The organism is Amycolatopsis sp. lyj-108 (assembly GCF_046549005.1).
In the GTDB taxonomy this organism is placed as follows: domain Bacteria; phylum Actinomycetota; class Actinomycetes; order Mycobacteriales; family Pseudonocardiaceae; genus Amycolatopsis.
On the sequence record NZ_JAJPWQ010000003.1, the window covers coordinates 175,276 to 199,928 of the forward strand.

At 69.1% G+C, this 24,653-nt stretch carries 27 protein-coding genes and 2 pseudogenes; 14 read left to right on the forward strand and 15 right to left on the reverse strand.

Going from position 1 to position 24,653, the window contains the following annotated elements:
- Window positions 1–198: 198 nt before the first annotated feature.
- Together ACLJO0_RS12365 and ACLJO0_RS12370 are read left to right on the forward strand one after the other, a co-directional pair.
- Window positions 199–546 carry an STAS domain-containing protein gene (locus ACLJO0_RS12365; RefSeq protein WP_410578484.1) on the forward strand — a complete coding sequence of 116 codons (348 nt, stop codon included), beginning with the start codon at window positions 199–201 and terminating at the stop codon, window positions 544–546.
- Between the two features lie 22 nt (window positions 547–568).
- Complete coding sequence (locus tag ACLJO0_RS12370; RefSeq protein WP_410578486.1) at window positions 569–1,813, forward strand: PucR family transcriptional regulator; 1,245 nt, start codon at window positions 569–571, stop codon at window positions 1,811–1,813.
- Window positions 1,814–1,830: 17 nt separating this feature from the next.
- Here ACLJO0_RS12370 and ACLJO0_RS12375 read toward each other — a convergent pair whose 3' ends face one another.
- Window positions 1,831–2,223 (reverse strand): STAS domain-containing protein, encoded by a 393-nt coding sequence (locus ACLJO0_RS12375; protein WP_410578488.1) that lies wholly within the window; start codon window positions 2,221–2,223, stop codon window positions 1,831–1,833.
- Window positions 2,224–2,319: 96 nt separating this feature from the next.
- On the opposite strand from ACLJO0_RS12375, the gene ACLJO0_RS12380 reads away from it, so the two are divergent.
- The gene (locus ACLJO0_RS12380) at window positions 2,320–3,255 is read left to right on the forward strand and encodes a universal stress protein (RefSeq protein ID WP_410578490.1); all 936 of its coding nucleotides are present in this window, start codon (window positions 2,320–2,322) and stop codon (window positions 3,253–3,255) included.
- 10 nt (window positions 3,256–3,265) lie between these two features.
- On the opposite strand, the gene ACLJO0_RS12385 is transcribed toward ACLJO0_RS12380, so the two are convergent.
- Window positions 3,266–3,625 carry a hypothetical protein gene (locus tag ACLJO0_RS12385; RefSeq protein WP_410578492.1) on the reverse strand — a complete coding sequence of 120 codons (360 nt, stop codon included), beginning with the start codon at window positions 3,623–3,625 and terminating at the stop codon, window positions 3,266–3,268.
- 71 nt (window positions 3,626–3,696) lie between these two features.
- Between ACLJO0_RS12385 and ACLJO0_RS12390 the strand changes: the two genes are divergently transcribed.
- Window positions 3,697–4,779 carry a glutamate--cysteine ligase gene (locus ACLJO0_RS12390; protein WP_410578494.1) on the forward strand — a complete coding sequence of 361 codons (1,083 nt, stop codon included), beginning with the start codon at window positions 3,697–3,699 and terminating at the stop codon, window positions 4,777–4,779.
- 241 nt (window positions 4,780–5,020) lie between these two features.
- Here ACLJO0_RS12390 and ACLJO0_RS12395 read toward each other — a convergent pair whose 3' ends face one another.
- The 4 genes from ACLJO0_RS12395 to ACLJO0_RS12410 all read right to left on the reverse strand — a co-directional run bounded on the left by ACLJO0_RS12395 (window position 5,021) and on the right by ACLJO0_RS12410 (window position 9,859).
- Window positions 5,021–5,467, reverse strand: a complete 447-nt coding sequence (locus ACLJO0_RS12395; RefSeq protein WP_410578496.1) for a DUF6098 family protein — start codon at window positions 5,465–5,467, stop codon at window positions 5,021–5,023.
- Window positions 5,468–5,619: 152 nt separating this feature from the next.
- Window positions 5,620–6,546: an alpha/beta hydrolase gene (locus tag ACLJO0_RS12400; RefSeq protein ID WP_410578498.1), complete on the reverse strand. Its 927-nt coding sequence runs from the start codon at window positions 6,544–6,546 to the stop codon at window positions 5,620–5,622.
- The gene (locus ACLJO0_RS12405) at window positions 6,533–8,557 is read right to left on the reverse strand and encodes a CocE/NonD family hydrolase (RefSeq protein ID WP_410578499.1); all 2,025 of its coding nucleotides are present in this window, start codon (window positions 8,555–8,557) and stop codon (window positions 6,533–6,535) included. The genes ACLJO0_RS12400 and ACLJO0_RS12405 overlap by 14 nt, the downstream gene beginning before the upstream one ends.
- A 3-nt stretch (window positions 8,558–8,560) precedes the next feature.
- Window positions 8,561–9,859, reverse strand: coding sequence for an acetyl-CoA carboxylase biotin carboxylase subunit family protein (locus ACLJO0_RS12410; protein ID WP_410578501.1), 1,299 nt, complete (start codon window positions 9,857–9,859; stop codon window positions 8,561–8,563).
- A gap of 74 nt (window positions 9,860–9,933) precedes the next feature.
- Here ACLJO0_RS12410 and ACLJO0_RS12415 point away from each other — a divergent pair, with 74 nt between their 5' ends.
- The 3 genes from ACLJO0_RS12415 to ACLJO0_RS12425 are packed head-to-tail and all read left to right on the forward strand — an operon-like array spanning window position 9,934 to window position 13,574.
- Window positions 9,934–11,448, forward strand: a complete 1,515-nt coding sequence (locus tag ACLJO0_RS12415; protein WP_410578503.1) for an FAD-dependent oxidoreductase — start codon at window positions 9,934–9,936, stop codon at window positions 11,446–11,448.
- On the forward strand, window positions 11,448–12,545 hold the full coding sequence (locus tag ACLJO0_RS12420) for a glutamate--cysteine ligase (RefSeq protein WP_410578505.1): 1,098 nt from the start codon (window positions 11,448–11,450) through the stop codon (window positions 12,543–12,545). Before ACLJO0_RS12415 ends, ACLJO0_RS12420 begins: the two co-directional genes overlap by 1 nt.
- 18 nt (window positions 12,546–12,563) lie before the next feature.
- Entirely contained in the window at window positions 12,564–13,574 is a 1,011-nt protein-coding gene (locus tag ACLJO0_RS12425; RefSeq protein ID WP_410578507.1) for an iron-containing redox enzyme family protein, read from the forward strand.
- On the opposite strand, the gene ACLJO0_RS12430 is transcribed toward ACLJO0_RS12425, so the two are convergent.
- Window positions 13,542–13,757 (reverse strand): CDGSH iron-sulfur domain-containing protein, encoded by a 216-nt coding sequence (locus tag ACLJO0_RS12430; RefSeq protein ID WP_125794712.1) that lies wholly within the window; start codon window positions 13,755–13,757, stop codon window positions 13,542–13,544. The genes ACLJO0_RS12425 and ACLJO0_RS12430 overlap by 33 nt on opposite strands.
- Complete coding sequence (locus tag ACLJO0_RS12435; protein ID WP_410578509.1) at window positions 13,741–14,430, reverse strand: methyltransferase; 690 nt, start codon at window positions 14,428–14,430, stop codon at window positions 13,741–13,743. Before ACLJO0_RS12435 ends, ACLJO0_RS12430 begins: the two co-directional genes overlap by 17 nt.
- A gap of 136 nt (window positions 14,431–14,566) precedes the next feature.
- Between ACLJO0_RS12435 and ACLJO0_RS12440 the strand changes: the two genes are divergently transcribed.
- The 3 genes from ACLJO0_RS12440 to ACLJO0_RS12450 all read left to right on the forward strand — a co-directional run bounded on the left by ACLJO0_RS12440 (window position 14,567) and on the right by ACLJO0_RS12450 (window position 17,072).
- The gene (locus ACLJO0_RS12440; protein ID WP_410578511.1) at window positions 14,567–14,692 is read left to right on the forward strand and encodes a hypothetical protein; all 126 of its coding nucleotides are present in this window, start codon (window positions 14,567–14,569) and stop codon (window positions 14,690–14,692) included.
- Window positions 14,693–14,856: 164 nt separating this feature from the next.
- Window positions 14,857–15,822 (forward strand): glycosyltransferase, encoded by a 966-nt coding sequence (locus tag ACLJO0_RS12445; RefSeq protein ID WP_410578513.1) that lies wholly within the window; start codon window positions 14,857–14,859, stop codon window positions 15,820–15,822.
- Window positions 15,823–15,851: 29 nt separating this feature from the next.
- On the forward strand, window positions 15,852–17,072 hold the full coding sequence (locus ACLJO0_RS12450) for a glycosyltransferase (protein WP_410578515.1): 1,221 nt from the start codon (window positions 15,852–15,854) through the stop codon (window positions 17,070–17,072).
- Between the two features lie 149 nt (window positions 17,073–17,221).
- Here the strand turns inward: ACLJO0_RS12450 and ACLJO0_RS12455 are convergent.
- The 3 genes and pseudogenes from ACLJO0_RS12455 to ACLJO0_RS12465 all read right to left on the reverse strand — a co-directional run.
- Window positions 17,222–17,446, reverse strand: a pseudogene (locus ACLJO0_RS12455) (glycosyltransferase family 2 protein); the annotation flags it as partial.
- Window positions 17,447–17,492: 46 nt separating this feature from the next.
- Window positions 17,493–17,588 (reverse strand): annotated as a pseudogene (locus ACLJO0_RS12460) (glycosyltransferase family 2 protein); the annotation flags it as partial.
- The gene (locus tag ACLJO0_RS12465) at window positions 17,585–18,472 is read right to left on the reverse strand and encodes a polysaccharide pyruvyl transferase family protein (protein WP_410578517.1); all 888 of its coding nucleotides are present in this window, start codon (window positions 18,470–18,472) and stop codon (window positions 17,585–17,587) included. The pseudogene ACLJO0_RS12460 and the gene ACLJO0_RS12465, both read right to left, overlap by 4 nt.
- A 318-nt stretch (window positions 18,473–18,790) precedes the next feature.
- Between ACLJO0_RS12465 and ACLJO0_RS12470 the strand changes: the two genes are divergently transcribed.
- The 4 genes from ACLJO0_RS12470 (at window position 18,791) to ACLJO0_RS12485 (ending at window position 21,223) form a co-directional block, all read left to right on the forward strand.
- Window positions 18,791–19,402 carry a flavodoxin family protein gene (locus tag ACLJO0_RS12470; protein ID WP_410579292.1) on the forward strand — a complete coding sequence of 204 codons (612 nt, stop codon included), beginning with the start codon at window positions 18,791–18,793 and terminating at the stop codon, window positions 19,400–19,402.
- A gap of 41 nt (window positions 19,403–19,443) precedes the next feature.
- Complete coding sequence (locus ACLJO0_RS12475) at window positions 19,444–19,824, forward strand: hypothetical protein (protein ID WP_410578519.1); 381 nt, start codon at window positions 19,444–19,446, stop codon at window positions 19,822–19,824.
- A gap of 98 nt (window positions 19,825–19,922) precedes the next feature.
- Entirely contained in the window at window positions 19,923–20,597 is a 675-nt protein-coding gene (locus ACLJO0_RS12480; RefSeq protein ID WP_410578521.1) for a DUF6766 family protein, read from the forward strand.
- Between the two features lie 62 nt (window positions 20,598–20,659).
- Window positions 20,660–21,223: a hemerythrin domain-containing protein gene (locus ACLJO0_RS12485; RefSeq protein ID WP_410578523.1), complete on the forward strand. Its 564-nt coding sequence runs from the start codon at window positions 20,660–20,662 to the stop codon at window positions 21,221–21,223.
- Between the two features lie 147 nt (window positions 21,224–21,370).
- On the opposite strand, the gene ACLJO0_RS12490 is transcribed toward ACLJO0_RS12485, so the two are convergent.
- From ACLJO0_RS12490 to ACLJO0_RS12505, 4 genes are read right to left on the reverse strand one after another with little or no spacing between them, the layout of a single operon-like run.
- A complete protein-coding gene (locus tag ACLJO0_RS12490; RefSeq protein ID WP_410578525.1) occupies window positions 21,371–22,042 on the reverse strand; it encodes a phosphate signaling complex PhoU family protein in 672 nt (223 codons plus the stop codon).
- Entirely contained in the window at window positions 22,039–22,776 is a 738-nt protein-coding gene (locus ACLJO0_RS12495; RefSeq protein ID WP_410578527.1) for a metallophosphoesterase family protein, read from the reverse strand. Before ACLJO0_RS12495 ends, ACLJO0_RS12490 begins: the two co-directional genes overlap by 4 nt.
- Complete coding sequence (locus ACLJO0_RS12500; RefSeq protein ID WP_410578529.1) at window positions 22,773–23,582, reverse strand: nucleotidyltransferase domain-containing protein; 810 nt, start codon at window positions 23,580–23,582, stop codon at window positions 22,773–22,775. The genes ACLJO0_RS12495 and ACLJO0_RS12500 overlap by 4 nt, the downstream gene beginning before the upstream one ends.
- The gene (locus tag ACLJO0_RS12505) at window positions 23,579–24,634 is read right to left on the reverse strand and encodes an NAD-dependent epimerase/dehydratase family protein (RefSeq protein WP_410578531.1); all 1,056 of its coding nucleotides are present in this window, start codon (window positions 24,632–24,634) and stop codon (window positions 23,579–23,581) included. Before ACLJO0_RS12505 ends, ACLJO0_RS12500 begins: the two co-directional genes overlap by 4 nt.
- Window positions 24,635–24,653 lie beyond the last annotated feature (19 nt).

Here is a 24,653-nt window from a genome sequence, read left to right on the forward strand (position 1 = left end):
GGGCGCCGCTCATCCGGCGGGTCGACCCGCAGGGCTGCTACGGTTGACCTGTCGCGGTTCAGACACCAGCCGCCGGGTCCTTTCTTCCGGGTCCGGCATGCCCTCCGGGCAGGAGCCGGGTCCCCATACCGGCAAGGAGTCCACTTGACCGACTACCGCGCTCCCGCTTCCGATCCGCCCCGGTCAACACGGAGATTCGTGTCCTCTCTCGACATCTCGGTCACCGCGTCCGGCACCGATACCGTCATCACCGTGTCGGGTGAAATCGATCTTGCCGTCTCCGCCGATCTGCGACGGGCGATGGAAGAGGAGCTCCTGTTCACGCCGGCGGCGCTGATCGCGGACCTGTCCACGGTGAGCTTCTGTGATTCGTCCGGTTTCACCGCTCTCGTCCAGGTCCGCGCGAAGGCCGAAGAAGCGGGCGTCCCGTTCGTCATCGTCACCCGGGAGCGGGCTTTGCTGCGCCCGATGTCGTTGCTCGGTCTCGACGCCGTCTTCACCGTGCACCCGACCCTCGATTCGGCGCGGGACGCGCTCACTCGCTGACCAGCTGTCATGATGAGCGGTTGTGACGGGTGACAAGGATCCAGGGTTCCGCATCGGCGGACGTCCACTGGCGGAACGGCTGACCGAGGTCCTGCCGTCGCTCGCGAAGACGGTCCTCGCCGAGATCGTCGCCCGCATCCCGGAGTACGGGCTGTTGCCCGCCGAGGAACTCAGTGGCGACATCACCCACGTGATCGAGCAGAACCTGCGTTCGTTCATCGACACTCTGCGCACCGGGTCCACGCCGACGCGGGAGGAGCTCGACTTCCTCCGCGAATCGGCGGCCCGGCGCGCGGAGGAGGGCATCCCGATCGACATCGTGCTCACCGCGTACCACATCGGCATCCAGGTGTTCTGGGAGTCGTTGACCCCGGACGCGCGGCCGGAGGAGGTCGCCGACGTCCTCGCGGTCAACGCGCTCACCCTGCGGTACCTGGAAGTGGTCACTCCCGCGGTCGGCGCGGGGTATCTCGACGAGCGCCAGACGATGTTCGACGACGAGCGTTCGGCGCGGCACGCGGTGCTCTCCGCGCTGCTCGACGGCGAACCGGCGGAAGTCGCGGCGGGACAAGCAGGTCTGCGCCTGCCGCCGTGCTACATCGTGCTCGCGGCGTCGGTCGGGGCGCATCCGGACGAGGCCACCACCGGGGTCGACCCGCAGATCGCCGGCCGCCGGAAACTCCGGCGGCTCCGGGTCGAGCTGGAGCGCCAGGTCCGGGGCACGGTGCTGACCTCGCTCACTCCCGATGGCGGCATCGCCTTGATACCGCACGAAACTCTGGCCGAAGAACTGTCCACACGCGACTGGACACGGCTGGAGCGGGTCCTCGCCGACGTCGCCCGCACGGCGGGCGCGGAAGTCATCGCCGGCACCGCCGCGGCCGAGCCGTCCGGGGTGCCCGCGGCGGCGAGGCTCGCGCAGGACGTACTCGCGGTCGCCACCGGATCCGGGCGTCCGCCCGGCCTGTACCGGCTCGACGACGTCCTGCTCGAGTACCAGCTTTCGCGCCCCGGTCCGGCGCTCGACCGGCTCGCCACCCGGCTGGCACCGCTGGACGGCAACGAGGAACTCGTCCATACGTTGGAGACCTTCCTTCGCCGCGGAGGACGCCGTCAGACCGCCGCCGCCCTGCACGTCCATCCGAACACCGTCGACTACCGGCTGCGCCGGATCGCCGATCTCACCGGGCTGGACCCCACCAGGCTGGAACACGTCGCCCTGCTGCAGGCGGCCCTTGCGGCCCGCGCCGCCACGGGCCACTTGTGACGCGTCACGAAAGGTGCCTACAAGACTCGGAGACCGTCACAAAGGTCGAGCAGCCGCCGGGCGGACCGGCATTCACCGGGGAAGACGAAGAGCTGCGTGCCCGTGTCCTCGGCGAGCAACTGCGCACGTTCGAGCACCCGGACGCCCGGCACGCCGAAGAACTCGAGTTCGGACAGGTTGAGGATCAATCTGGTGCCGCTGCCGTGGAGCCGCTGGTCCAGCATCTCCCACAGCCTCGGCGCGGTAGCTAGGTCGACCTCGCCGTTCGCTTTGACGACCGCGGTTTCCCTGGTCGGCCTGCTCACATGCAGGCGGAGGCGTCCCCGCGGTTCGTCGAGTGCCCGCAGCTCGGAGGACGCCGAGAAGGCGCGCTTCTCGTCAAGCGCGCGGGGCGTCGACAGAGAAGTCATGTGTGGAAGTACCCCGGCACCCGGTGCGATGAAACGATCCGGGGCTTGAAGACCGCCGAAAGCGGGTATCCCCGCCCACGTCGGAGGTGATGTCCCATGTCCGCTGCACAGACGGGTACAGGACCGGTGGTGACCGGTTTCGACGGATCGCCGGAGGCACGCCGCGCCGTCCGCTGGGCGGTCGCCGAGGCGAAGACGCGCGGCCTCGGCCTCGTTCTCGCCTACTGCACGCACGACCGTCTTCCCCCGCCCGGCTCGGATCCGGTCGCGACGCCGCTGAACGAAGCCGTTCCGCACGCCGCCGACGAAGCCGACGTCGAGCCCGCTCGACGGCAGCTCGCTTCGATGGCGGAAGCCCTGAAGCGCTCCGAGCCCGATCTCGACGTCCGCACGGTCGTCGGCGGCGGCACTCCGGAGCAGGTCCTGACCTCGGTCGCCGACGAAACGGACGCGGCGATGATCGTGCTCGGCGAATCCCACACCGGACTGTTCGCCAGGGCCGTCCTCGGCTCGACGGAATCCGAGGTGACCAAGACCGCCGGACGTCCTGTCGTGGTCGTGCGCGGGGACGAGCCGCCTCCTGGCGGGCCGGTGATCCTCGGGACCGACGGCTCGGAGCACAGCGCGCCGGCGGCGGGCTTCGCGTTCGACTTCGCCTCGCGTCACGGGCTCACCGTGCACGCGGTCCACGTCGCGCGCATGCCGCTTTGGGGCCCCGCGAGCGAGCCTCTGCTCGGCGGGCCGGTACTGGATCCGGCGCCCGGTATCCCGCAGGAGGTGGCCGACCAGCTCGTCGCCCGGCAGCTCGAGCCGTGGCGCGAGCGTTATCCGGAGGTTTCCGTGGAGCTGGTGCACGGGGTGGGACCCGCCGCGCAGGCGTTGACCGTGCAGTCCAGTGAGTCCGCGCTGCTGGTGCTCGGCCGGAGCGATCACGGCGATCTCCGGCGGCTGCTGCTGGGTTCGATCAGCGACGACGCGCTGCACCACGCCCATTGCCCGGTGGCGGTGGTCCGCGCTCAGCCGGTGGACTGAGCGCGGCGCGTCACGAGGAAGCGAGTTCTCCGAGCGTCCGCCGCGAAGCGCGTAGTTCCGCGGCCATCAGCAGACCACCGGTGCGAGCCTGGGCGAGCGCGTAACCGACGTCGGCGACCTTGTCCCAGGACTCCCCCGCCGAGTCGGCCGTGCCGAGCTGACCGGACAGGAGGCTCTGTTCGAGTTGTGCCTGCAAGCCGGGCAGGACGTTGGCGAGGTCGTCGGCGAGCTGCTGCAACGCGCCGATGGTGCGGCAGAGGTCAGAAGGCGTGGCCTGTTCCTCGGTCCGCAGCCGGCTGTACAGATGACGCACGACTGTGCCGGCCTGTGCGGCCAGCAGATACGGCGGCTCCACCGACTTCGGGTTCATTGCCCTGAAATACCCCGCCGACGACCTGCGAAAACAAGTTTGTGCCGAGAGGGCCGGGGGTATCAGCGGTTGTGAACGACAACGTGCTCACCTTCGGGGTCGAGGAAGAGTTCTTCGTGGTGGGCCGGGACGGCCACCTTTCCCCGTCCGGGGACGCCGTCGTGGACGACGCGGCGGAGGATCAGGGCGAACTCCAGCAGGAGCTCACCCGCTCCCAGGCCGAATCGGCCACCGACATCTGCAAGACACACGCTGAAGCCGAGCGGCAGCTGACGGCGATGCGCACGGAACTGGCCGAAGGCGCCGCCCGGCGGGGCTGCCGTCTGCTGCCAAGCGGCAGCGCACCACTGGCGGAAACGGAGTTGCCCGCCATCACCCCGAATCCGCGCTACGAACGGATGTCCGAACATTTCGGGGCGACCGCGCGGACGTCGCACACCTGCGGCTGTCACGTCCACATCGCCATCCCCGACCGGGAAACCGGGATCCGGGTGATCAACCGCGTCCGGCCCTTCCTGCCCGTATTGCTGACCGTGACCGCCAATTCCGCGATCTGCGACGGCTACGACACCGGATACGCCAGCTGGCGTTACCAGCAGTGGAACCGCTGGCCTTCGGCCGGTTCACCGCCGCTGTTCACCTCACTGGACCACTACGAAAGCATCGTCGACGCCTGGCTCCGCGCGGGCGCCATCCTCGATCGCGCGATGGTCTATTGGGACGTAAGGCTTTCCGAGAAGCAGCCGACGGTGGAGTTCCGGTTCGCCGACGTCGCGGTCACTCCCGGCGAAGCGGTGCTGCTCGGGGTGCTGATCCGCGGGCTGGTCGGCACGGTCCTCGGCACGGAGGAGCGCCCCGCGGATTTGTCCAACGAAGTCTTGCGGGCCCAGATCTGGCGTGCGTCGCGGGAAGGGCTTTCGGGTCGCTGCCCGCATTTCCGGACCGGCGACCTCGCCCCGGCGAGCGAGGTGCTCGACGACGTCGTCACCTTCGCCGCCGGTGCGCTCGAGGAGACGGGGGACCTCGACTTCGTCCGCGACGGCCTCGCCAGGCTGGTCGCCGAAGGCAGCGGGGCCGACCGGCAACGGGCGCGGTTCGAGAAGCGTCAACGCGCGGAAGACGTCGTGGACCTGTTGGCCGTCCGGCCGGGTTGAGGGGTCGGGCAAGGCGGGCAGGTCGCGAAAGTGGCTTTCGCAACGTCTGAGGTCGCGAAAGTGGCTTTCGCGACCTGCCGCCCAACGGCCACGAGGGACCGCGCACCGTGACCCGACACCTTTGCCCACCCCTCGACAACGGGTGGGCCCGGCGTCATTCGCGTGATTGAAGGCGGAACTCGCGTGATTGAAGGCGGAACTCGCGTGATTGGACGGCGAACTCGCGCGATCAGGCGGGCGGTCAGGTTCGGCCGAGTTCTGACGGCCGGCGCAGCGGGCCCCAGTCGGCGTCGTCCTGCGCGCGCTCGCGCAACAGGCCGCGAGCCTCGTCGAGGACGGCGGTGGAGATCCGCCCGACGGGTTCGGGGTCGGTCAGCAGTGGCTCGTTGTCCGGTCCCGAAGCGACCACGCGGCCCGCCAGCACCCAGGGTTTGGTCTCGCGGCGCCGCTCGTGCCTGAGGTGGCAATAGTCGTAAAGGCGCCTGGCCGGCCAGAGTTCGAGCGGCTGATCCCGCCAGCATGGTTCGGGATCGAGGGGGTTCACCGAGAGTCCCGGCAGTTCCGTGCCGGTGAGTTCGTCCCGGCTCGTGCCGGGACGGTGTTCGGGAGACGGCGTCCAGCGCACGTACCGGCCTTTCCGGCGCCGGACCAACGCGGCGAGCTCCCCCAGTGACTCCAGCTGCTGCATCGAACGCTCTTGCGCGAGGGGATGGACGCGGTGACCGGCGCGCCGGCGTCCCTGCTCCGCCGGGGCTGCCCACGCCGGTCCACCTCACGGCCGGTGGACGTACAACCTCGCTGCACCGGCCGTTGCGTTTCGGTTACCCGCTCACGAGGGAGCTACACCGATTTCACCAGCGATCGATCCACGAGATGCGCGATCTCCTCCAGCGCGAGCCTCGCTTCCGGGATCGAGGCCAGCATCCACGCGTGGATCATGCCCTCGTACTCGTGGTAGCCCAGCGGCACCCCTTGTTCGGTGCACAGGGTGTGCAGCCGCCGGGCGTCGGAGAGGAGGACGTCCTTGGTCCCGATGTAGACGGTCAAGGCCCCGAGCCCGGAAAGGTCGCCGGACAACGGGCTGAGCCGGGGATCGGTGCGCGGCAGCTGTCCACTGTAGAGCCTGGCGGCCTCGTTCAGCCCGGTGAGCGCGAGGTACGGGTCACGCTCGTCCAGCGCCGGTTGCGCCGGATGGCTCAGCGTCAGGTCCAGCCACGGCGACAGGAGGACGGTCTCCTTGGGCACCGGCCTGCCTTCGTCCCGCAACGCCTTGGTGAGCGCCAGCGCGATCCCGCCACCGGCGGAATCGCCCATCACGATCTGGTCCTCCGGGGCGACATCCGCGGCGAACTCCTCGTAGGCGCGGCGGACGAACTCGGTGGTCTCCGGGCACTGGTGCGCCGGGGCCAGCGGGTAGATCGGCACGGTGACCGAGCAGCCGGTGCGGTCGATCAGCCGTCCGAAGAAGCGCCAGTGGTCGTGCTGGATCTGGTGCACGTAGGCGCCGCCGTGGAAGTACAGCACGTGGTTGCGGTCGCCCCCACCGCCGGCCGGGCGGATGGTGTAACAGGGTCGTCCGTCCACTTCGGACCGGGTGACGTCGAACCGGCGCCTGATCGCGCGGATCGGCCCCCGGTCGCCCTTCGCCTGGCTGCTTTCGATGCTCCGGCGGAAGCGGTCGAGCTCGGCGTAGGTGCGCTTCCGGTTGGTGAGGCGCAGCCACGCGAGCAGCGACTTCGCGGGGAGACTCTTCTTAGACCTGATCACGGGGAACCGTCCGATGCCAGTTGCGGGAGAACGTCCTTCGCTCCCCTTCGTATGCGTCGAGCTGTGCGTCGATCACGAATTCGGTGGGAGTGCAGGACACCCGGGTTCGGGTCTCGGACCGGGCTTCCCAGTCGCCGCGGGCGAACGTCATCGACCACGACGTCTCCGCCACCGGGGAGCAGAAGTCGTCGGCCACCCACGAGTATCGCTCGAACACGTTCCTGGTGACGTCGAGACAGATGTCCTCGAACCGGACCTTGCCCTCGTTCTTCACGATGTCGAGCGCGGACCGGTAGTCGATCAGGTCACGGGAGACGGTCCAGCGCTGTTCGCCGGGTTCGACCTGGGTCGCGGGCAGCGGTTCCGCGCCTTCGGGTTCGCCGAACGGCCGTGCCGGGACCTCGTCCGCCTCCGCTATGGGCCGCACCGGAAGCGTGAGCGTGCTCTGTCCGGTGTGGACGGTCACCATCGCCGGTTCCGGCGGTGGCCACGCCAGCGGCCAGTACGACGACGAGATCGACAACCGGATCCGGTGCCCGGCGGGGAAGGCCTGCGCGACGGCGTTGAGCTCGACGCGCACCCGGTACCGCTTGCCCGGTTCCAGTGGCTCCGGGTCTTCGTGCCCGTCGCGGTGGGTCAGGTTCAGCAGCCCGTAGGTCACCCGCGTGGCCCTGCCGTCCGGCGAGACGTCGGACAGCCGGACGGCGACCTGCGCGACCGGCTTGTCCGCAGAGACCTCCAGATCCACCGTCGGCGAACCGAGGATCTCGCAGGGTTCGGCGAGCTCGTCGGTTTCGAAGACGAGCGAGCCACCGTCCTCCTCCCGCTGGTCGTACGGCAGATCGGGCGGAGCGCTGTAGGAGGCCCACTTACCGGCGAACTGACCGACCGAAAGCGGCGACTCCACCGACAGGTTCTCCGCCGGGACGTCCTCACCCGGACGGGCGATCCGGTGCCGGGTGAGCCGATGCTTGGACGGGTGCACATGCGGCGAAGGCCAGGACGGCTCCCCCACCCAGCGGCCGGGGCGGTCCTCGTACGAGGTCGACGGTGGCACGCTGTCCTGCATCCAGGTCTGGAGCATCGGCCCGTCCATGACGCCGTTCTCGGCGTCCTTCAGCCAGTGGTCCCACCAGCGGACCAGCTCCTGCAGGTAGCCGATGGCGGGCCCGGGGCGGCCGAGGTGCGGGTACTTGTGCGACCACGGCCCGATCAGGCCGCGCCTCGGCACGTCGAGATTGGCCAGCAGCCGGGAGACCGCGTTCGAGTACCCGTCCGCCCAGCCGCTGGAGGCGAGGACGGGCACCTGGACGTCGCTGTAGTTCTCGCAGACCGACGCGTGCCGCCAATAGTCGTCCCGGCGCTGGTGGCTCAGCCATTCGCCTGCCCAGAGGCCGCAGTTTTCCAGCCGTTCGTGCCACAGCTCCCGCCACCGCTCACCCGCCAGCGCGGGATCGGGCGGCAACGTCGCGTAGGCGAACATCGTGGAGGCCTCGGCGACGTTGTCCGAAAGCAGGCAGCCGCCCATGTAGTGCATGTCGTCGGAGTACCGGTCGTCGGTGAACGACGAGATCGCGATCGCGGTCAGGCTCGGCGGTTTGCGTGCCGCCACCTGGAGGGCGGCGAACCCGCCCCAGGAGATGCCCATCATCCCCGTGCGCCCCGAGCACCAGGGCTGCGCGGCGATCCATTCCAGGACGTCCTCGGCGTCGAGTTGCTCCCGTTCGAGGTACTCGTCGGCGAGCACGCCCTCCGACTCCCCCGAACCGCGGATGTCGACGCGGACACAGGCGTAGCCGTGTCCCGCGAGGTACGGGTGGTGCACGGAGTCCCGCACCGAGGTCAGGTCGCGGTGCCGGTACGGGATGTACTCCAGGATCGCCGGGACCGGTTCGCCGTCCGAAGCGACCGGCCACCAGATCCTCGCCGACAGCCGGACGCCGTCGGAAACCGGGATCCAGACGTGGTCCTCCTCGGTGATCTCGTACGGCAGCGAGGCCACCGTCCGCATGGGCTATCCCTCCTCGAAGTCGAACCGCAGCGCTTCGGTGCACCGGCGGTACTTGCTCTCCATCTCCCGTTCGGTCTGCGCCGCGACGAAGATATGCGCGAGTTCGTAGCTGTAACTGTCCTGTTCCGGCAGTTCCGAGAGCCGGATTCCCTTCTCGGCCACCGGTTCGATCTTCACCCCGGGGATCTCCGCCTCCAGGTCCGCGATCTCGCCGCGGGTGGGCACCCTGGTGACCAGCGCGTCACGGAAGCGGCGGTAGTACCACTTACCCGCGATCCGGTAGTCACCTCGGTTCCGGCGCTGTCCCGGATCCTGGCCGAGGCCGAGCTGGACCATGATCTGGTGGTTCGCCACCCCGTCCACGTACTCGAACAGTTCCGCGTGGGACTGCGAATGCCGCGGGTTGATCTCCAGCAGACAGGCCTGTCCGGATTCGGGGTGACAGAAGAACTCGATGCTGAAAGTGGCGTTGTCGAAGCCGATCTGCTCCATCACGCGGACGGAGATCTCCTTCATCCGCTCGACGGCGTCCTCGGGCAGCTGCGACGGGTACTGGTGCCGCAGGAAAGAAGGGGTGTCGGGGTAGTTGATCGAGTCGAGGACACCGTAGACGGTGACCTGTCCTTTGTAGACATACCCTTCCGTCGCCGCCTGCACGCCGCTGAGTTCTCCCTCGGCGAGGCATGCCGCCCCGCCGACGTCGGCCACCGCGACGGGGAGGTCGATCGTGCCGAGGATGCGGTCGAAGGGCTTGCCGACCCTGTCGACACCCGCCCGGATCTCCGCGACGGCCTTGTCGAACTCGTCGTCGTCGGCGACGTGGAAGGCCAGCTCCGAGGAGAACGACTTCACCGGTTTGAGCCACATGGGGTAGTCGACACCCTCGGGCGGCCGGGGATCGTCCTCGTCCAAGTCGACGACGCCGAAGGCAGGCACCTCGTCGATCACCTTCGCCTGTTCGAGACGGCTCCAGTACTTGTGCTCGCACTTCAGCACGGCCTCGAGCGAAACACCGGGAAGGCCGTACTTCTCGCACAGCATGGCCACCATCGTCGAAGACGGGAAGTCCCAGTAGCTGACGATCGCGTCGATCGACCCGTCGAAGGCGTCCAGCTGCGACTGCGCCTTTTCCAGGAGCTCCACGATCGGGATCTCACCGTGCTGAAGCTCTTCCGGCGTCAGCAGGGCATGAAAGCGGTACCGGCCGGCGCCGGGGATTCGTCTCAGCACCTCGTCGTTGCTGTCGTCGAGACCGATGACAAAAATGTTCTTTTCCTCGGGGGGACTGGAGGGTGTGGTCATAGGCCAGTGCTACCCGCTCCGACGATCCGGAAAACCCTGGTTTGCCCCCGTGGCCGCGCGGGAATCCGGGCGCCATGACGGAGTTGCCCGGAACGCGTTCACTGTGGCTCGACACCGCTCCCGCTCCCGACCGCACCGGGACGCCGCTGCCCGCCGAGGTCGACGTCGCCGTGCTCGGCGGCGGGATCGCCGGCCTCACCACGGCCTACCGGCTGGCGAGGGCCGGGCGCTCGGTGCTGGTGCTGGAGGCCGGCCGCCTCGCGGCGGGGGTCTCCGGCCACACCACGGCGAAGGTCAGCGCCCAGCACGGGCTGAAGTACGCGACGCTGGCGAAGACCAAAGGCACCGAAGCCGCCGCGACGTATGCCTACACGCAGGCGGCCGCGCTGGACTGGATCGCCGCGGCCACCGCCGAACTCGGCATCGACTGCGGGTTCACCCGCGCCGACAGTTTCGTCTACACGACCCATCCCGGAACGGTCGAAAGCCTCGAACGCGAGGCGGAAGCCGCGGCCGAGGCCGGGCTTCCCGCTTCCTACGTCACCGAGGTCGACCTCGACGTGCCCGCCCTCGGCGCGGTGAAGTTCGCGTCGCAGGCGCACTTCCACCCGCGCCACTGGCTGCTCGCCCTGGCAGGCGAGATCGAACGCGCGGGCGGGACGATCATCGAAGGCGTTCGCGCGGAAGGTGTCGACGAGCTCGGCGGTGTGAAGGTGCGCACCAGTTCCGGCGAGGTGCGGGCGGGCGAGGTCGTGGTGGCGACCCACTACCCCGTGTTCGACCGCGGCCTGTTCTTCGCCAGGCTCGACCCGGTCCGCGACCTGGTGGTCGCCGGGCCGGTCGAAGGCAACCGCCCGCCGGAGGGGATGTACCTGGACGCCGACACCCACCACTCGGTGCGGAGCTACCTCAAAGACGGTGTCCCGTACGCGATCGTGGGCGGCGAGCATTACCGCGTCGGCGACTCCGTCGACGTCGAGAGCCGCTACGAACGGCTGGCGAGCTGGGCGAGCGAACACGCGGGCGTACGCCGGGTCACCCATCGGTGGTCGGCCCATGATCTGTCCACTGTGGACTCCGTTCCGTACGTCGGGCGCTACCATCCGGCGAGCCGTCACCTGTGGGTCGCCACCGGCTTCGGCCAGTGGGGGATGACGGGCGGCACCGCGGCCGGGCTGCTGCTCGCGGACCTGCTGACCGGACGCGACAACCCGTCGGCGAGTCTGTACGACCCCAACCGGTTCGACCTCCGCTCCGCGATCTCGACGGTGGAGAACAACGCCACGGTGGCGAAGTTCCTGGTGGGCGACCACCTCAGCGCGTTGCGCAAACCCGCATCCTTGGACGAACTCGTGCCCGGAGAGGCCAAGGTGACCCGTGACGGCGGAGAACTCGTCGCGGCCTACCGCGACCCTGGCGGTGAACTGCACGCCGTCGGCGCCCACTGCACCCATCTGGGCTGCCTCGTCGCGTTCAACAACGCGGAGAAGACCTGGGACTGCCCTTGCCACGGTTCGCGCTTCGACCTGGACGGGTCGGTGATCCAGGGGCCGGCCGTGCGCGCGCTACCGAAGAAGCGGGAGCGGTGATGACCGGAATCGGTGTCGAAGAGGAGTTCCTGCTGGTCGACCCCAGGACCGGGGTGAGCTGTCCCCGGGCCGAGGCCGTACTCGAACGGCACCGCGTCTGCTGCCCGCTGCCGGACGGCGCGGCGGTCCACCGGGAACTGCGGCCGACGCAGATCGAGGCCGCCACCGGCGTCTGCGAAACCGCCGACGAGCTGTACGAACACCTGACCGCGGGACGCCGCACCCTCGCCGAAGCGGCGGCGGGCGAGGACTGCGCCATCATCGCCTCCGGCACTCCCCTGTGTCCCTCACCCGACCGCGACTACGGCACCGGCGACCGTTTCGGCAAGGTCGACGCGCTGTACGCCGGTGTGGTCAAGGCGTACGAGGCTTGCGGTTGCCACGTGCACATCGGCGTACCGGACCGCGAGACCGCGGTCGCCGTCGTGAACCACCTGGGTGAATGGCTGCCCACGCTGCTGGCGTTGTCGGGCAACTCGCCGTTCGAAGGCGGCCGCGACACCGGATACGAGAGCTGGCGGATGGTGGAGCAGAGCCGTTTCCCCGGCTCCGGCATCGCCCCGTACTTCGCGGATGCCGCCGGCTACGAGGAGCAGGTCGGGAAGCTGGTGGACTGCGGGGTGCTGGTGGACGAGAACCAGACCTTCTGGCTCGCGCGGCCGTCCACGCGCTGGCCGACCGTCGAGGTCCGCGTCGCCGACACCGCGTCGACCGTGGACGAAGCCGTCCTGCAGGGGCTGCTGACCCGCGCGCTGGTGCGCACCGCGCTCACCGAACTGGAGCACGGGACGGAGGCCACCCCGCTGGACCCGCAGATCGCCGCCGCCGCCGTGTGGTCGGCCGCGCGTCACGGCCTCTCCGGGCCTGCCGTCGACCCGGTGGCCGGAAAGCCGGTGCCGGTGGGCGACCGGGTCGCCGCGCTGCTCACGCATACCGAGCAGGCACTGGAGGACACCGGCGACCGGGACCTCGTGCACACCCTCCTCGGCCGTCTGGAACGGGAAGGCACCGGGGCCGAACGGCAGCGCCGGGCCGCCGCCGACGGCGAGGTCGCGGTGTTGCGGATGCTGACCGAAGAGACGGTTCCGCACGGCTAGATCGGGTACTCCCCGGGCATGACGACGATCGACCGTGAGGTGGCCGCGAGGCTGCCCGAGATCCGCGGCCCGCTCTCGGCCGCCGTGGTGGACACCCTGGCAGGTGGACGCCGTGACGACTTCGACCTCGAAGCGGCGACCGACGCCGATCCGTTCGGCGAGGATCTGCAACTGGCGCTGAATGTCTGCTACGAGCTGCACTACCAGGGCTTCGACGGCGTCGACCCCGAATGGGAATGGGACTCCCGCCTGCTCGGCTTCCGGTCGGTTCTGGAGCACGCGTTCCTCGGCGGGCTCCGCGCCGCCGTACCCGGCGGGGACGACGTCGGCGCGCTGCTCGACGACTTGCTGATCGAACCAGTCGACGGTGAAGGTGTTTCACACTTCCTGCGTGACGAGGGCGAATGGTGGCATGTGGAGGAGTACTTCGCCCATCGGTCGATCTACCACCTCAAAGAGGCCGACCCCCACGCCTGGGTGATCCCGCGGCTGCGGGGCAGGGCCAAGGCGGCACTGGTCGCCGTGGAGTTCGACGAGTTCGGGGGCGGGCGGGCCGACCAGGCGCATTCCCGCCTGTTCGCCGATCTGCTGACCGCGGCGGGCCTGTCCGAGGGCTATCTCGCCTACCTCGACCACGTCCCGGCCTGCACCCTCGCGACGGTGAACATGATGTCGCTGTTCGGCTTACACCGGAGCCTGCGTGGCGCGCTCGTCGGGCATTTCGCCGCCGCCGAGATCACCACCGCGCCCGCCGCCCGGCGCATGGACCATGCGCTGGAACGCCTCGGCGCGCCCGGGGAGTGCCGGTACTTCTACACCGAGCACATCGAAGCCGACGCGGTGCACGAACAAGTGCTGCGGCACGACGTCGTCGGGGATCTGCTCGACCGGGAGCCGGAGCTGGCGGCGGACATCGCGTTGGGCATCCAGGCGACCGACCTGCTGGAGAACCGGCTGACCGAGCACCTGCTGGGCGCTTGGTCAGCCGGCGAAACGTCACTCCTCAGGCCGCTGCACCCCTTGCCGTGAGCGGCGGCGGTGGCTGGTGTCGCAGAACGGGTAACGCTTGCTGCGGCGGCAGGCGCAGAGCGCGACCAGGAAGCGGTCCGAGGTCACCGTCTCGCCGTCGTCCATGACGATCTCGACCGGCCCCTCCACCAGGAGGGGCCCGCCGGGGTCGAGCCGGACCTTGGTCCTACGGCCGGTCGGCACGGATCACCACCAGTTCTTCGTGCCGCTGCTCGGCCACGATCAGGCCCGCCGCTTCGAGGAAGGCCGCCCGCGCCCGCATCACGGGTCCGAACGGGATCGATCGGGTGGCGACCACCGCGGGTGTCAATCCCGCCGCCCGTAACTGATCCAGCGACTTGTCCGGTCCCGCGACCGCGGAGTGGACCATCATCAGATACCCACCGGGCGCCACCAGGGACGACGCTTGGGCACAGACCTGGTCGAGCACGATCCGGCCGTCCGGTCCGGCGTCCCACGCGCGCGCGGCCCCGACCGCCGGGACCGGAGAGGGCACATACGGCGGGTTCGCCAGCACGACGTCGAAGGGGCCACCGCGGGCCGCTTCGGCAAGGCCACCGCGAAGGGGCCGGACCGGAAGGCGGCGCAGCCGCGAGTTGACCCAGACCGCGGCCAGCGCCCGCCGGGAGATGTCCACGGCGGTCACGGCCCCCGCGCCGTGCGCCGCGGCCGTCAGCGCGAGCGCCCCGGTGCCGGTGCAGAGGTCGAGAACTCTTGCCCCGGCGGGCATTCCGGACGCGCTCAACGCGTGCGCCAGTAGCCAGGTGTCGTCTTGCGGGCGGTAGACGCCCGGTGGCCGCAGCAGCCACGGCCGCGTCCGGACAAGTGGAATCGCTGCACTGGAGATCGCGGTCATGTCCCCTCCGGTTCACCGTCGTTGCCCAGGGCTACCCCGGTCGTGTGGCGCCAAACGTCCACAAAGGTCTGGCGCGCCAGGGTTGAAACGGCGCGAAAGGGGTAGCCGCAAGGAAAGCGACCGAAGGAGAAGCGCCATGGACGCCGAGCACAAGTCCGGAAGTGAAGACAAAGAGGACGAGAAAGACCGCGAAGAGGTCCGAGGAGAACAGGGCACGTCGTCGGGTGACCCCCACGACGACACCGACCCGCAATCGGGTTGAGCACGCGGCGGAATCGCCTCCGGCTCCCACTGGCCGGAGGCGTTTTCACGACGTCTTCCCGGGGTATCCGACGGACTTGGCGGCGAAACGGAGGCGTTCCCGATGACCGGAAGCAAAGTAAGGCCGCAGGGAGCGTTTAGTCCGCTACGGGCAACTTTGCGGATATGACGAAAGCGGCCTCGCTCCGGATCCTTCTGTGGCACGTCCACGGTTCCTGGACCGAATCGTTCGTACGCGGTGGCCATCGCTGCTACCTCCCGCTGCTCGCCGAAGGCGGGCCGTGGGGACGGGGGCTCAGCGGACGTGAGTGGCTCTCCGCCGAAGAGGTACCGGCCGACGAACTGGAGGATCTCGACATCGACGTCGTCATCCTTCAGCGGCCGGAAGAAGTCCACCTGGCCGCGCGATGGCTGCGCCGCCGCCCCGGCAAGGAAGTACCAGCCGTCCATGTCGAACACAACACGCCCCGGGAGCACGCGGCCACCACCCGGCACCCGCTGGCCGACCGTGCCGACATCCAGCTGGTCCACGTGACCCATTTCAACGACCTGATGTGGGACTCCGGCCTCGCCCCCACGGTGGTCATCCCCCACGGGATCCCCGATCCGGGTGAGCGCTACACCGGGGAGCTGCCGCACGGCGTGGCCCTGATCAACGAACCGGCGCGGCGAGGGCGGATCACCGGGAGCGATCTCCTGGCCACCTTCGCGGACATCGCGCCGGTCGACCTGTACGGGATCGGCAGCGAAGACCTCGACGGCCGTCATCCCGCGCTGCGTCCCGGCGGCGACCTGCGCAGCCGGGAACTGCACGCCGAAGCCGCCCGGCGCCGCGTCTACCTGCACACCGCACGGTGGACGTCGCTGGGCCTGTCGCTACTCGAGGCGATGCACCTCGGCATGCCGGTCGTCGCACTGGCGACGACCGAAGCGGTACTCGCGGTCCCCTCCGATGCCGGCGCCGTCTCGACGGACGTCGACGCGCTCGCGAAGGCCTATCGCGAGCTGATCCATGAACCCGATTTCGCCGTGCTGGCGGGAAAATCCACACGCAAGTACGCCTTGAGCCACTACGGGCTCGATGCGTTCCTCGAGCGCTGGGACACCCTGCTGGCAGAGGTGATCGCTTGACTTCGCCGACCGCGGCGGGAAGGACTCCGATGAGGATCGCGATGGTTTCCGAGCACGCCAGCCCTGTCGCCGCCCTCGGCGGAGCCGACGCGGGCGGGCAGAACGTTCACGTGGCCGAGCTTTCCGCCGCGTTGAGCAGGCAGGGACACGACGTCACCGTCTACACGCGCCGTGAGAACAGGCGCGTCCCGGCGACGGTCGAAACGCCTGACGGCTACCGCGTCGTCCACGTCACGGCCGGGCCGGCGAGGAAACTGCCGAAGGACGAACTGCTGCCGCATATGGGAGAGTTCGGCCGCGTGCTGCGGTCCCGCTGGACCAAGGCCCGGCCGGACGTCGTCCACGCGCATTTCTGGATGTCCGGCCTGGCCTCGGTTCTCGCGGCGAAGGATCTCGGCATCCCGGTCACCCAGACCTTTCACGCGCTGGGCGTGGTGAAACGGCGCTATCAGGGCAAAAAAGACACGAGCCCGGCCGAGCGGACGCGGCTCGAACGGATGATCGCCAAACAGGCCGACCGGGTGATCGCGACCTGCTCGGACGAGGTCTTCGAACTCGTGCGCATGGGCCTGCCGCGTTCACGCGCCTCCGTCGTCCCTTGTGGAGTGGACCTGACCAAGTTCACCCCAGATGGTGAACGGGCTCCCCGCACGGCGGCACGCCGGATCGTCAGTGTCGGCAGGCTGGTGCCGCGCAAGGGTTTCGACCTCGCCATCGCCGCGCTCGCCTCGCTACCGGACACGGAACTGGTCATCGCGGGCGGTCCGGATTCGGGTCCGCTCACCGAGGTTCCGGAGGTGCGGCGGCTGCTCGCGATCGCCGACCGGCTGGGCGTCACCGACCGCGTGCGCCTGCCGGGACTGGTGTCACGCGAACAGATGCCCGCGCTGCTGCGCTCCGCCGACGCGGTGGTCTGCACGCCTTGGTACGAACCGTTCGGCATCGTGCCGCTGGAGGCGATGGCCTGCGGAGTCCCGGTCGTGGCGACCGCGGTCGGCGGGCTGACCGAAACCGTCGTCGACGGCGTCACGGGAATGCTGGTCCCGCCGCGCAATCCGAAGGAACTGGCGGGAGCGCTGCGGCGGCTCCTCAGCGATATTTCGGCGTGCGAGTCGTTCGGGATCGCCGGGGCCGACAGGGTGCGGGCGCGATACTCGTGGGACAGGGTGGCGGCGGACACCTTGCGCGCCTATGGCCGCGTTCTGGGCGACGAGGACACCGAAGTGGCGGCGGCCGCCTCCCCTTCCTGACCTCCCGCGGGTGCGTCCACGCGTGATCGGAGACCGAACTCGCGTGATTGGAGACGTAACTCGCGTGATTAGAGGCGTAACTCGTGAGTTACGCCTTCAGACACGTGAGTTACGCCTTCAGACACGCGTGTGACGTCTAGGGCCGGGGATCACCCGACGTAGCGCCGCGCGACCGAGTTCCGCTGTGACTCCTCCAGCAGCACCAGCCCGCGTTCGACACCCGCCGGGACCACCGCCCGTTCCCGTAGCACCCACGGGATCCCCCGCACCGCTTCGGCCACCGCCGCGAACGTCGCCCGGTCGAAGGGTGCCGAGCGCAGTACCGCGATCATCCGGCGCAGGACGCTGCCGAGCGGGCGTCGCAGCCACAACGTCCGCCGTGCCGTCGGAAGAGCCGTTGTCCACCACCACGATCGGCGGTGGCGGCCGCAGCGCGGTCAGCTCCCGCAAGGTGCGTTCCAGTTCCGGTGCCCGATCGCGAGTCGCGATCACCACCGTCGTCTTGGCCGTGTTCATCGCACCGGCCGGGATTTGAGCGTCTTCACCATGTCGCGCAAGAGCCCGTCGTCCACCGGCAGCGCGCGGAGCGCGGCCACCGCCCGGCCCTGCACCGAAGAACACCAGCGCCACCAGGAGTCGAGAACCGCCCGATCACCCGCCTCTTCGGCACGGACGAGGGCGGGCCAGCCGAGCGCGTCGGCCTGGGCGGTGACCTTGCCCCCGCCCTCCACCGGGTCGATCGCCAGTGCGGGCACCCCCGCCTGAAGACTCAGCACCAGCCCGTGCAGCCGCGTCGTGACCACGACGTCCAGATGCGACAGGATCGACATGAACTGATCCGGTGTCTCACAACGCTCCCAGTCCGAATACGCCAGCCGGGTGTCGAGGGGCACCCTGGCGCAGTCGACCCCGGCGATCCACTTCTGCACCGAGCCGTGCACCGCCGAATGGTGACCCGAGTCGCCGTACTCCGGTTGCGGTGGCGCCAGGATCACCCCGGTCACCAGCACTTCGCCGGTCCGCACGCCGAGGGAGAGATCCGGCGTGCCGATCCCGTCGTGATCCCGCGCGAACACCTGGTCGAAGCCCGTGACCGTGTCGTCCTCCGGATCGATCACCGAGACCCCGACCGCGATCCGGTGGCAATGCGCGAACCTGCGATGCACCTCCTGTACCTGCCATCCGTGCACGGGCCCGCAGACGAACACCACGTGGCTGTACCGCGCCGGATCCACCTCTTCGTAGTTCACGTCGTCCGGCCGGTAGACCGGACTCCAGGCCAAATCATGTGGCAACCCCATGGTGGACAGCGCCTCATCGACCCTTCGCATACTGAGGACGTCCCCTGCGGTCGCCTCGCCGTGGCGGAAGCTCGCCCAGCCGATCACCAATGCACGCATATCAGAGGCGTACCCGGCATCTCCCGGTTCACACGGTTTTTCCGGCACCCGCACCGGGTAGCCCGTCGCCATGGACAGAGCGCTGGTGACCGGGGGTGCGGGTTTCGTCGCTCGCATCTGTGCGAACGATTGCTGGAGGAAGGCACGGAGGTCGTCGCGGCCGACAACTTCGCCACCGCCGTCACGGCCAACGTGGCGCATCTCCTCGACCGGCCGGGCTTCCGGCTCCTTTCCCGTGACGTCACCGCGCCGATGACCGCGCCTGACCCGTTCGACGTCGTCTACGGGGCTCGGTACCGATCCGAACAGGAGGACACGATGACCCAGCCGTTGAAGGCCCTCGCACTGGTGTGCTCGCTCAAACCGTCGCCCGCGCCGTCGAGCAGCGCGCTGATCGCCCAGCAGCTCCTCGACGAGCTGGCCGAACGCGGCGCCACCGGTGAACTCGTGCGCGTGGTCGACCACGACGTCAAACCGGGGGTGGACGCCGACATGGGCGACGGCGACGCCTGGCCGGAGATCCGCCGCAAGATCGCCGCGGCCGACATCCTGCTGATCTCGACACCGACCTGGGTCGGCCACATGTCCAGTGTGGCCCAGCGCGTACTGGAACGGCTCGACGCCGAACTGTCCGAAACGGACGACGAGGGCAGGCCCGCGATGTTCGGCAAGGTCGGGGTCACCGCCGTCGTCGGCAACGAGGACGGCGCGCACAAGATCACCGCGGACCTGTTCCAGGCCCTCAACGACATCGGCTTCACCGTGCCAGCCCAAGGCGGGACCTACTGGAACGGCGAGGCGATGCAGGGCGGCGACTACAACGACCTCGACGAAACGCCGGAAGCGGTCGAATCGACCAACGCGACCCTGGCGCGCAACGCCGTCCACCTGGCGAACCTGCTGCGGGAGAACCGCTACCCCGCCTCCTGACTCCAGGTGTGGACCAGGTCACACCGGGGTACCCCGGTTCCGTGATCGTCAAAACGCTGGCGTTCGGTCTCTGCCTGTTGCTCGGCGGTTGTACCGGAGCGAGCGGGCAAGAGCCGGTGAAAGAGACGGCCGGGCGGTTCCTCGGCGCACTCGCGTCGGGTGATCATCGCTCGGCATGCGCCTTGCTGGCACCACGGGCGCGGGAATCCTGGGCGCCGGACAGCTGCGAACGCGGCCTGTCGGGCGCGAACGTCCCGGACGGAACCCCTGAGACGGTCTCGATCTGGAGCGAAGAAGCCCAGGTGAAGACCGCCCGCGACACCCTCTTCCTGCACGAGTCCTCCACGGGCTGGCTGATCACGGGAGCGGGCTGCCGCCACCGCAACGAACAGGTCTACGACTGCGCGGTGGGCGGGCCATGAGAGCGCGTCCGGTGTTCACCGTCTATCTCGTCTTCGTCGTGGCCGTCCTCGGCTATTGCGTCCTACTGGGTCTGCTGCACCGGTGAAAGGGGCGGATGATGCGGCGGTTTCTGCGTGACAACGCCCTTTCGCTGAGTTTCGGGCTGCTGTTCCTGCTGAGCCTCGCCGGACAGGCGCTGGCAGGCCTCGCCGACTACAACGACAGGCGACTCAGCCACGCCGCCGAACCGATCGGCCTGCTCGACTACGTGACGTCCGCGGACTTCGCCGTCGACGTCGCCGAAAACTGGCAATCGGAATACCTCCAGTTCTTCCTGTACGTGTTCGCGACCGTGTGGCTGCTGCAACGAGGTTCACCCGAATCGAAACCGCGGGGCCGGGCCGGGCTGGAAACGGACGAGGAACAACAGGTCGGACGGCACGCGACGGCCGACTCGCCGAAATGGGCACGGGCGGGCGGCTGGCGGACGGGGATCTTTTCGATGTCACTCGGCCTGGTGATGCTGGGGCTGTTCCTGCTGTCGTGGCTGGCGCAGTCCGTGGCCGGGATGAGCGCCTACAACGCCGAGCAGCTCACCGAATTCGGCGATCCGGAGTCGTGGTCCGGCTACCTGGTGTCGTCCGACTTCTGGAACCGCACCCTGCAGAACTGGCAGTCGGAATTCCTCGCCATCGGCTCGATGGCGGTGTTCAGCGTGTACCTGCGGCAGCGCGGATCCCCGGAATCGAAACCCGTCGGCGCGCCCCATCACGTCACCGACGAATCCGGGTGATTGAACCGCGGACGGCGGGTATCCGTGAGGCGTCGGACTGACGACCACGGACAGGAGTGTCCATGACCACCACCCCGAAACACGACCTCGTCTCGGTGATCACGGAGGATCACCGGGCCTTCGAGCGGATCTTCAAGGAACTCGAGTCCGGTAAGGGCGGTGATCAGCACCGCAAGGACCTCGCGGACCACGTGATCGCCGAACTCGTCCGGCATTCGATCGCGGAAGAACAGCACATGTACCCCGCCGCGCGGAAACGCCTCCCCGACGGCGACGAGGTCGTCGACCACGAACTCGAGGAGCACGCCGAAGCCGAGCGCGTGATGAACGACCTCATCGGCCTGGAACCGACGGACAAGCGCTTCGACGAACTGGTCGGCAAGCTGATCGAAGACGTCCGGCACCACATCGAAGAGGAAGAAAGCGACCTGCTGCCGAAACTGCAGGCCGCCTGCTCGCCGGAAGACCTACGGGAACTGGGCGAGAAAGTGTTGCGGGCCAAGGCGATCGCCCCTACTCGGCCACACCCCGCCGCACCCGACCGCCCGCCGGCGAACCGGATACTGGCGCCGGGAACGGCTTTCATCGACAAGATCCGGGACGCGCTGGAGGACCGCGCCACCTGAGTTCCCGGAATCCGTGAGGGCCTCCTTCCCTACTCTCAAGGTAGGGAAGGAGGCCCTCACGGAACGTTTCCGTTGTCCAAGCAGTTGCGAAAGTGGCTTTCGCAACCTCCGGCGGCACCCGCCGCTCCAGCCAGAGACCCAGCGACCTCAGAGCCCCGCAGGAACATCCCGCACGGAAGACTCGGGCAGTTCCCCGGTGAGCGCGAAGTCCACCCGTCGCGCCACGGACACGACCTGGTCGGCGAACCGCTCGTAGAACCGCGCCAGCAGCGCCACCGAGATCGCGGGCGCGACACCGTCGGCCCAGTCCGGCGCGGTCACCAGCGTCATCAGCTCCTCGTACAGCGCGTCGACGCGCTGATCGGACCGGGCCAGCGAAGGGAACACCTCCGCCGTCGGTCCTTCGATCGCCACACCGAGATCTTCCGCCATCGAAACGACCAGCCCGGCCATCTCGCCGAAGCGCCCGGCGAGTGCGTCGGGGACGCCGAATTCGGGTGCTCGCGCGGCCTGTTCGGCGATGTGCTGGGCGAGGTCGCCCATCCGCTCCAGCCGGTCGGCGCAGTACACCGCCGCGAGCACGGTCCGCAGGTCCCGCGCGACGGGCGCTTGCAGGGCGAGCAGTTTCTGCGCGGCCTCTTCGCATTCGGTCCGTGCCGCGTTCAGCTTCGCCTCGACCGTCGTCAGCTCGGCGGCGGCCTCGGTGTCCCGGTGGAGGAAGACCCGGTTGGCCAACCGCAGTTCCTCGCACGCCATGCCGCACATACCCGACAGGCGGTCGCCGAGGCCGCTCAGCTGCCCGTGGAATCGCTCCCTCATGCGGGCACCTTCGCGGGTTCGAGGACGTACGTCGCATACGCCGCGCGGATCACCGGCTGGGCGACGTTGCGCACCGGGACCCCGCCCGGGCTGACACCCTGCTCGCTGCCGTAGTGCGCGTGCCCGTGCACCGCGAGCGCCACCTGGGCGTCGTCGATCGGCTCGCACAGCAGATACGACCCCAGGAACGGGTGGATCTCCGGCGGTTCGCCGTGCAGTGTGCCCGGGATCGGTGAGTAGTGCGTCAGCGCGACGATCATGTCGGGTTGCTCGTGTTCGAGCCCTTCCAGCGCGGTGCGCAGCCGCTTGGCGGCCGCCATGGTGTGCTCGATGAAGTCCTTCATCTCGCGTTCGCCGAACCGGCTCCCGCATTTGCCCGCGAACCCGCCGCCGAAACCCTTCACCCCGGCGACCCCGAGCTTCCCGCCTTCCAGTTCCACCGTGGTGGCCGAGCCTTCGAGGACGGTGATCCCGCTTTCCTCCAGCAGTCCGCTGATCGCCTCTGCCTCGTCCGAGTGGTAGTCGTGGTTGCCGAGCACCGACACCACGGGGACGTCGAGTCCGGCGAACTCGTCGGCCACCACCCTGGCCTCCTCGATGCTGCCGTGGCGGGTGAGGTCACCCGCGAGCAGCAGCACGTCGGCGTGTTCGGCGATGTTGTCCAGTGCCGGCCGCAGCAGGCCTCGGTTGTCCTCCCCGAGGTGGACGTCCCCGACCGCGGCGACCCGGATCACCGGATCTCCTCGGCGTGCGCCGGTTCGCGGACGTCGGCCAGCCGGACGTCGTTGTGCACCAGTTCGGCCGCGATGTGTTCGCAGACGACCGCCTCGATGTCGGCCTTGCGGTTGGCGCACGGGACCTCGCCGCTGAGCCGGACCTGGTCGCCGCGCACGGTGACGTGCACGCCGAGTTCGGCGGTTCTCGGATCTTCGGCCAGTGCCTTGGTCAGCCTGGCGACCAGGTACTGGGGTGCTTCCGCGGGCATCGGGAGCTCCTTTCCGTCGATGATGGACAGTGCCGCGAGCAGGGTCAGGAACGACCACGCGTACGGGGATTCGGCGGTCTCTTCCGCCACCCGGTGCCAGTCGACCTGTTCACGGAGGTCGCGGGCGATCCGCAGCAGCGGCCCGAAATCGCATCGGTGCGGGCCGAGGACGAGGACCTTGTCGACGAGCAGATCGGTCCCGTTGAGCACGGGGGCGGCGGTCGGCCCGACCCGCATCAGCGAAGCGCGGTCGAGCATCTCGTCGGTGACCGGGCGATGGTTGGGCCGGAAGATCAGGTCGACGAGGCAGTCGCCGTCGTAGACCTTGGTGAGCCAGTCCTCGGGCGGACACACCCGTCGCAGCCCCGCGGCTTCCAGGGCTTTCGCCGCTTCGGGGATGTCTTCGTGCTTGAGGAAGAGGTCGACGTCGTGATCCGACGGCGGTCCGCCCCGCGCGTACACGGCGAGTCCGCCCGCGACGGCGAACCGCACCGATGTACTGTCCAAAGTGGACACCACCTTGGTCAGTGTGTGCAGCAGTTCCTTCTCGTTCACGGCCGCTCCCCCACTCCGGTGGCCAGTTCGTGGCCCCTGCCGACGTCGGCTTTCAGCGGTTCGGTCGGGAACCCTTCGCCTTCCCGCAGCCCCTTGAGGAACGCTTCGATCGCGTCCTCCGAGGAGTATCGCGGCGTCCAGCCCAGTTCTTCCCTGGCACGCGTGCAGTCCATCACCGGAAGGTGCAGGACGGCGTCGAAAAGTCCTGGCGTGGCCGGGATCAGATGCAGCGACCAGGCCGCGGCGAGCGCGCGCCGGACGAAGACCGCCGGGACCTTCACCGGCTTGGCGCCGAAGATCCGCGCGAGCGCGCGGGTGTCCAGCACCGGGTCGGCGGCGATGTTGAAGGCGCCCTTGACGTCCTGGAGCGCGCAGCGACGGTACGCGTCGGCCACGTCGTCGGTGTGCGCGGTCTGGATCCGCAGCTGCGGGATGTCCGGCAGCACCGGGATCAGCGACGGCCGCACGAGCTTGCCCGGTACGAGCGGTCCGCCGAAAAGACGGCGCTGTTCGGGTGCGGCGGCCTTCTGGAAGAGGAACCCCGGGCGCACCCGCACCACCCGAAGCCGCGGATGACTTCGGTCGAACGCCTCGAGAACCCTTTCCACGTAAGCCTTTTCACGGGTGTATGCCGCACCCGGCGATCCGTGGGTCGGCCAGTCCTCGGTCACCGGGTGGTCGTCGTCCCTCGGCGAGTACGCCCCGATCGACGACGCGTACACCAGCGCCGGCACCCGCATCGCCTGGACGGTTTCGAAGACCCGGATCGACCCCAGCACGTTGGAGCGCCAGGTGATCTCGGGCCGGTGCGTGGGCTGGAAGAGCCAGGCCAGGTGGATCACCACGTCGGCTCCATCGAACACGGCGCGGAGGTCGTCACGCGCGACGTCTGCGGTGACGAACTCGGTCTTCGGACTCTCCCAGCGACTCGGGCGCCTCGCCACGCCGACGATCGAGCCGACCTCGGGGTCCGCGCCAAGGGCGCGTACCACCGCCGTCCCCACGTTGCCGGTGGCGCCGGTGACCACGATCCGCTTACCGCTGCTGGTCATGGGTACGGTTACCCACGGT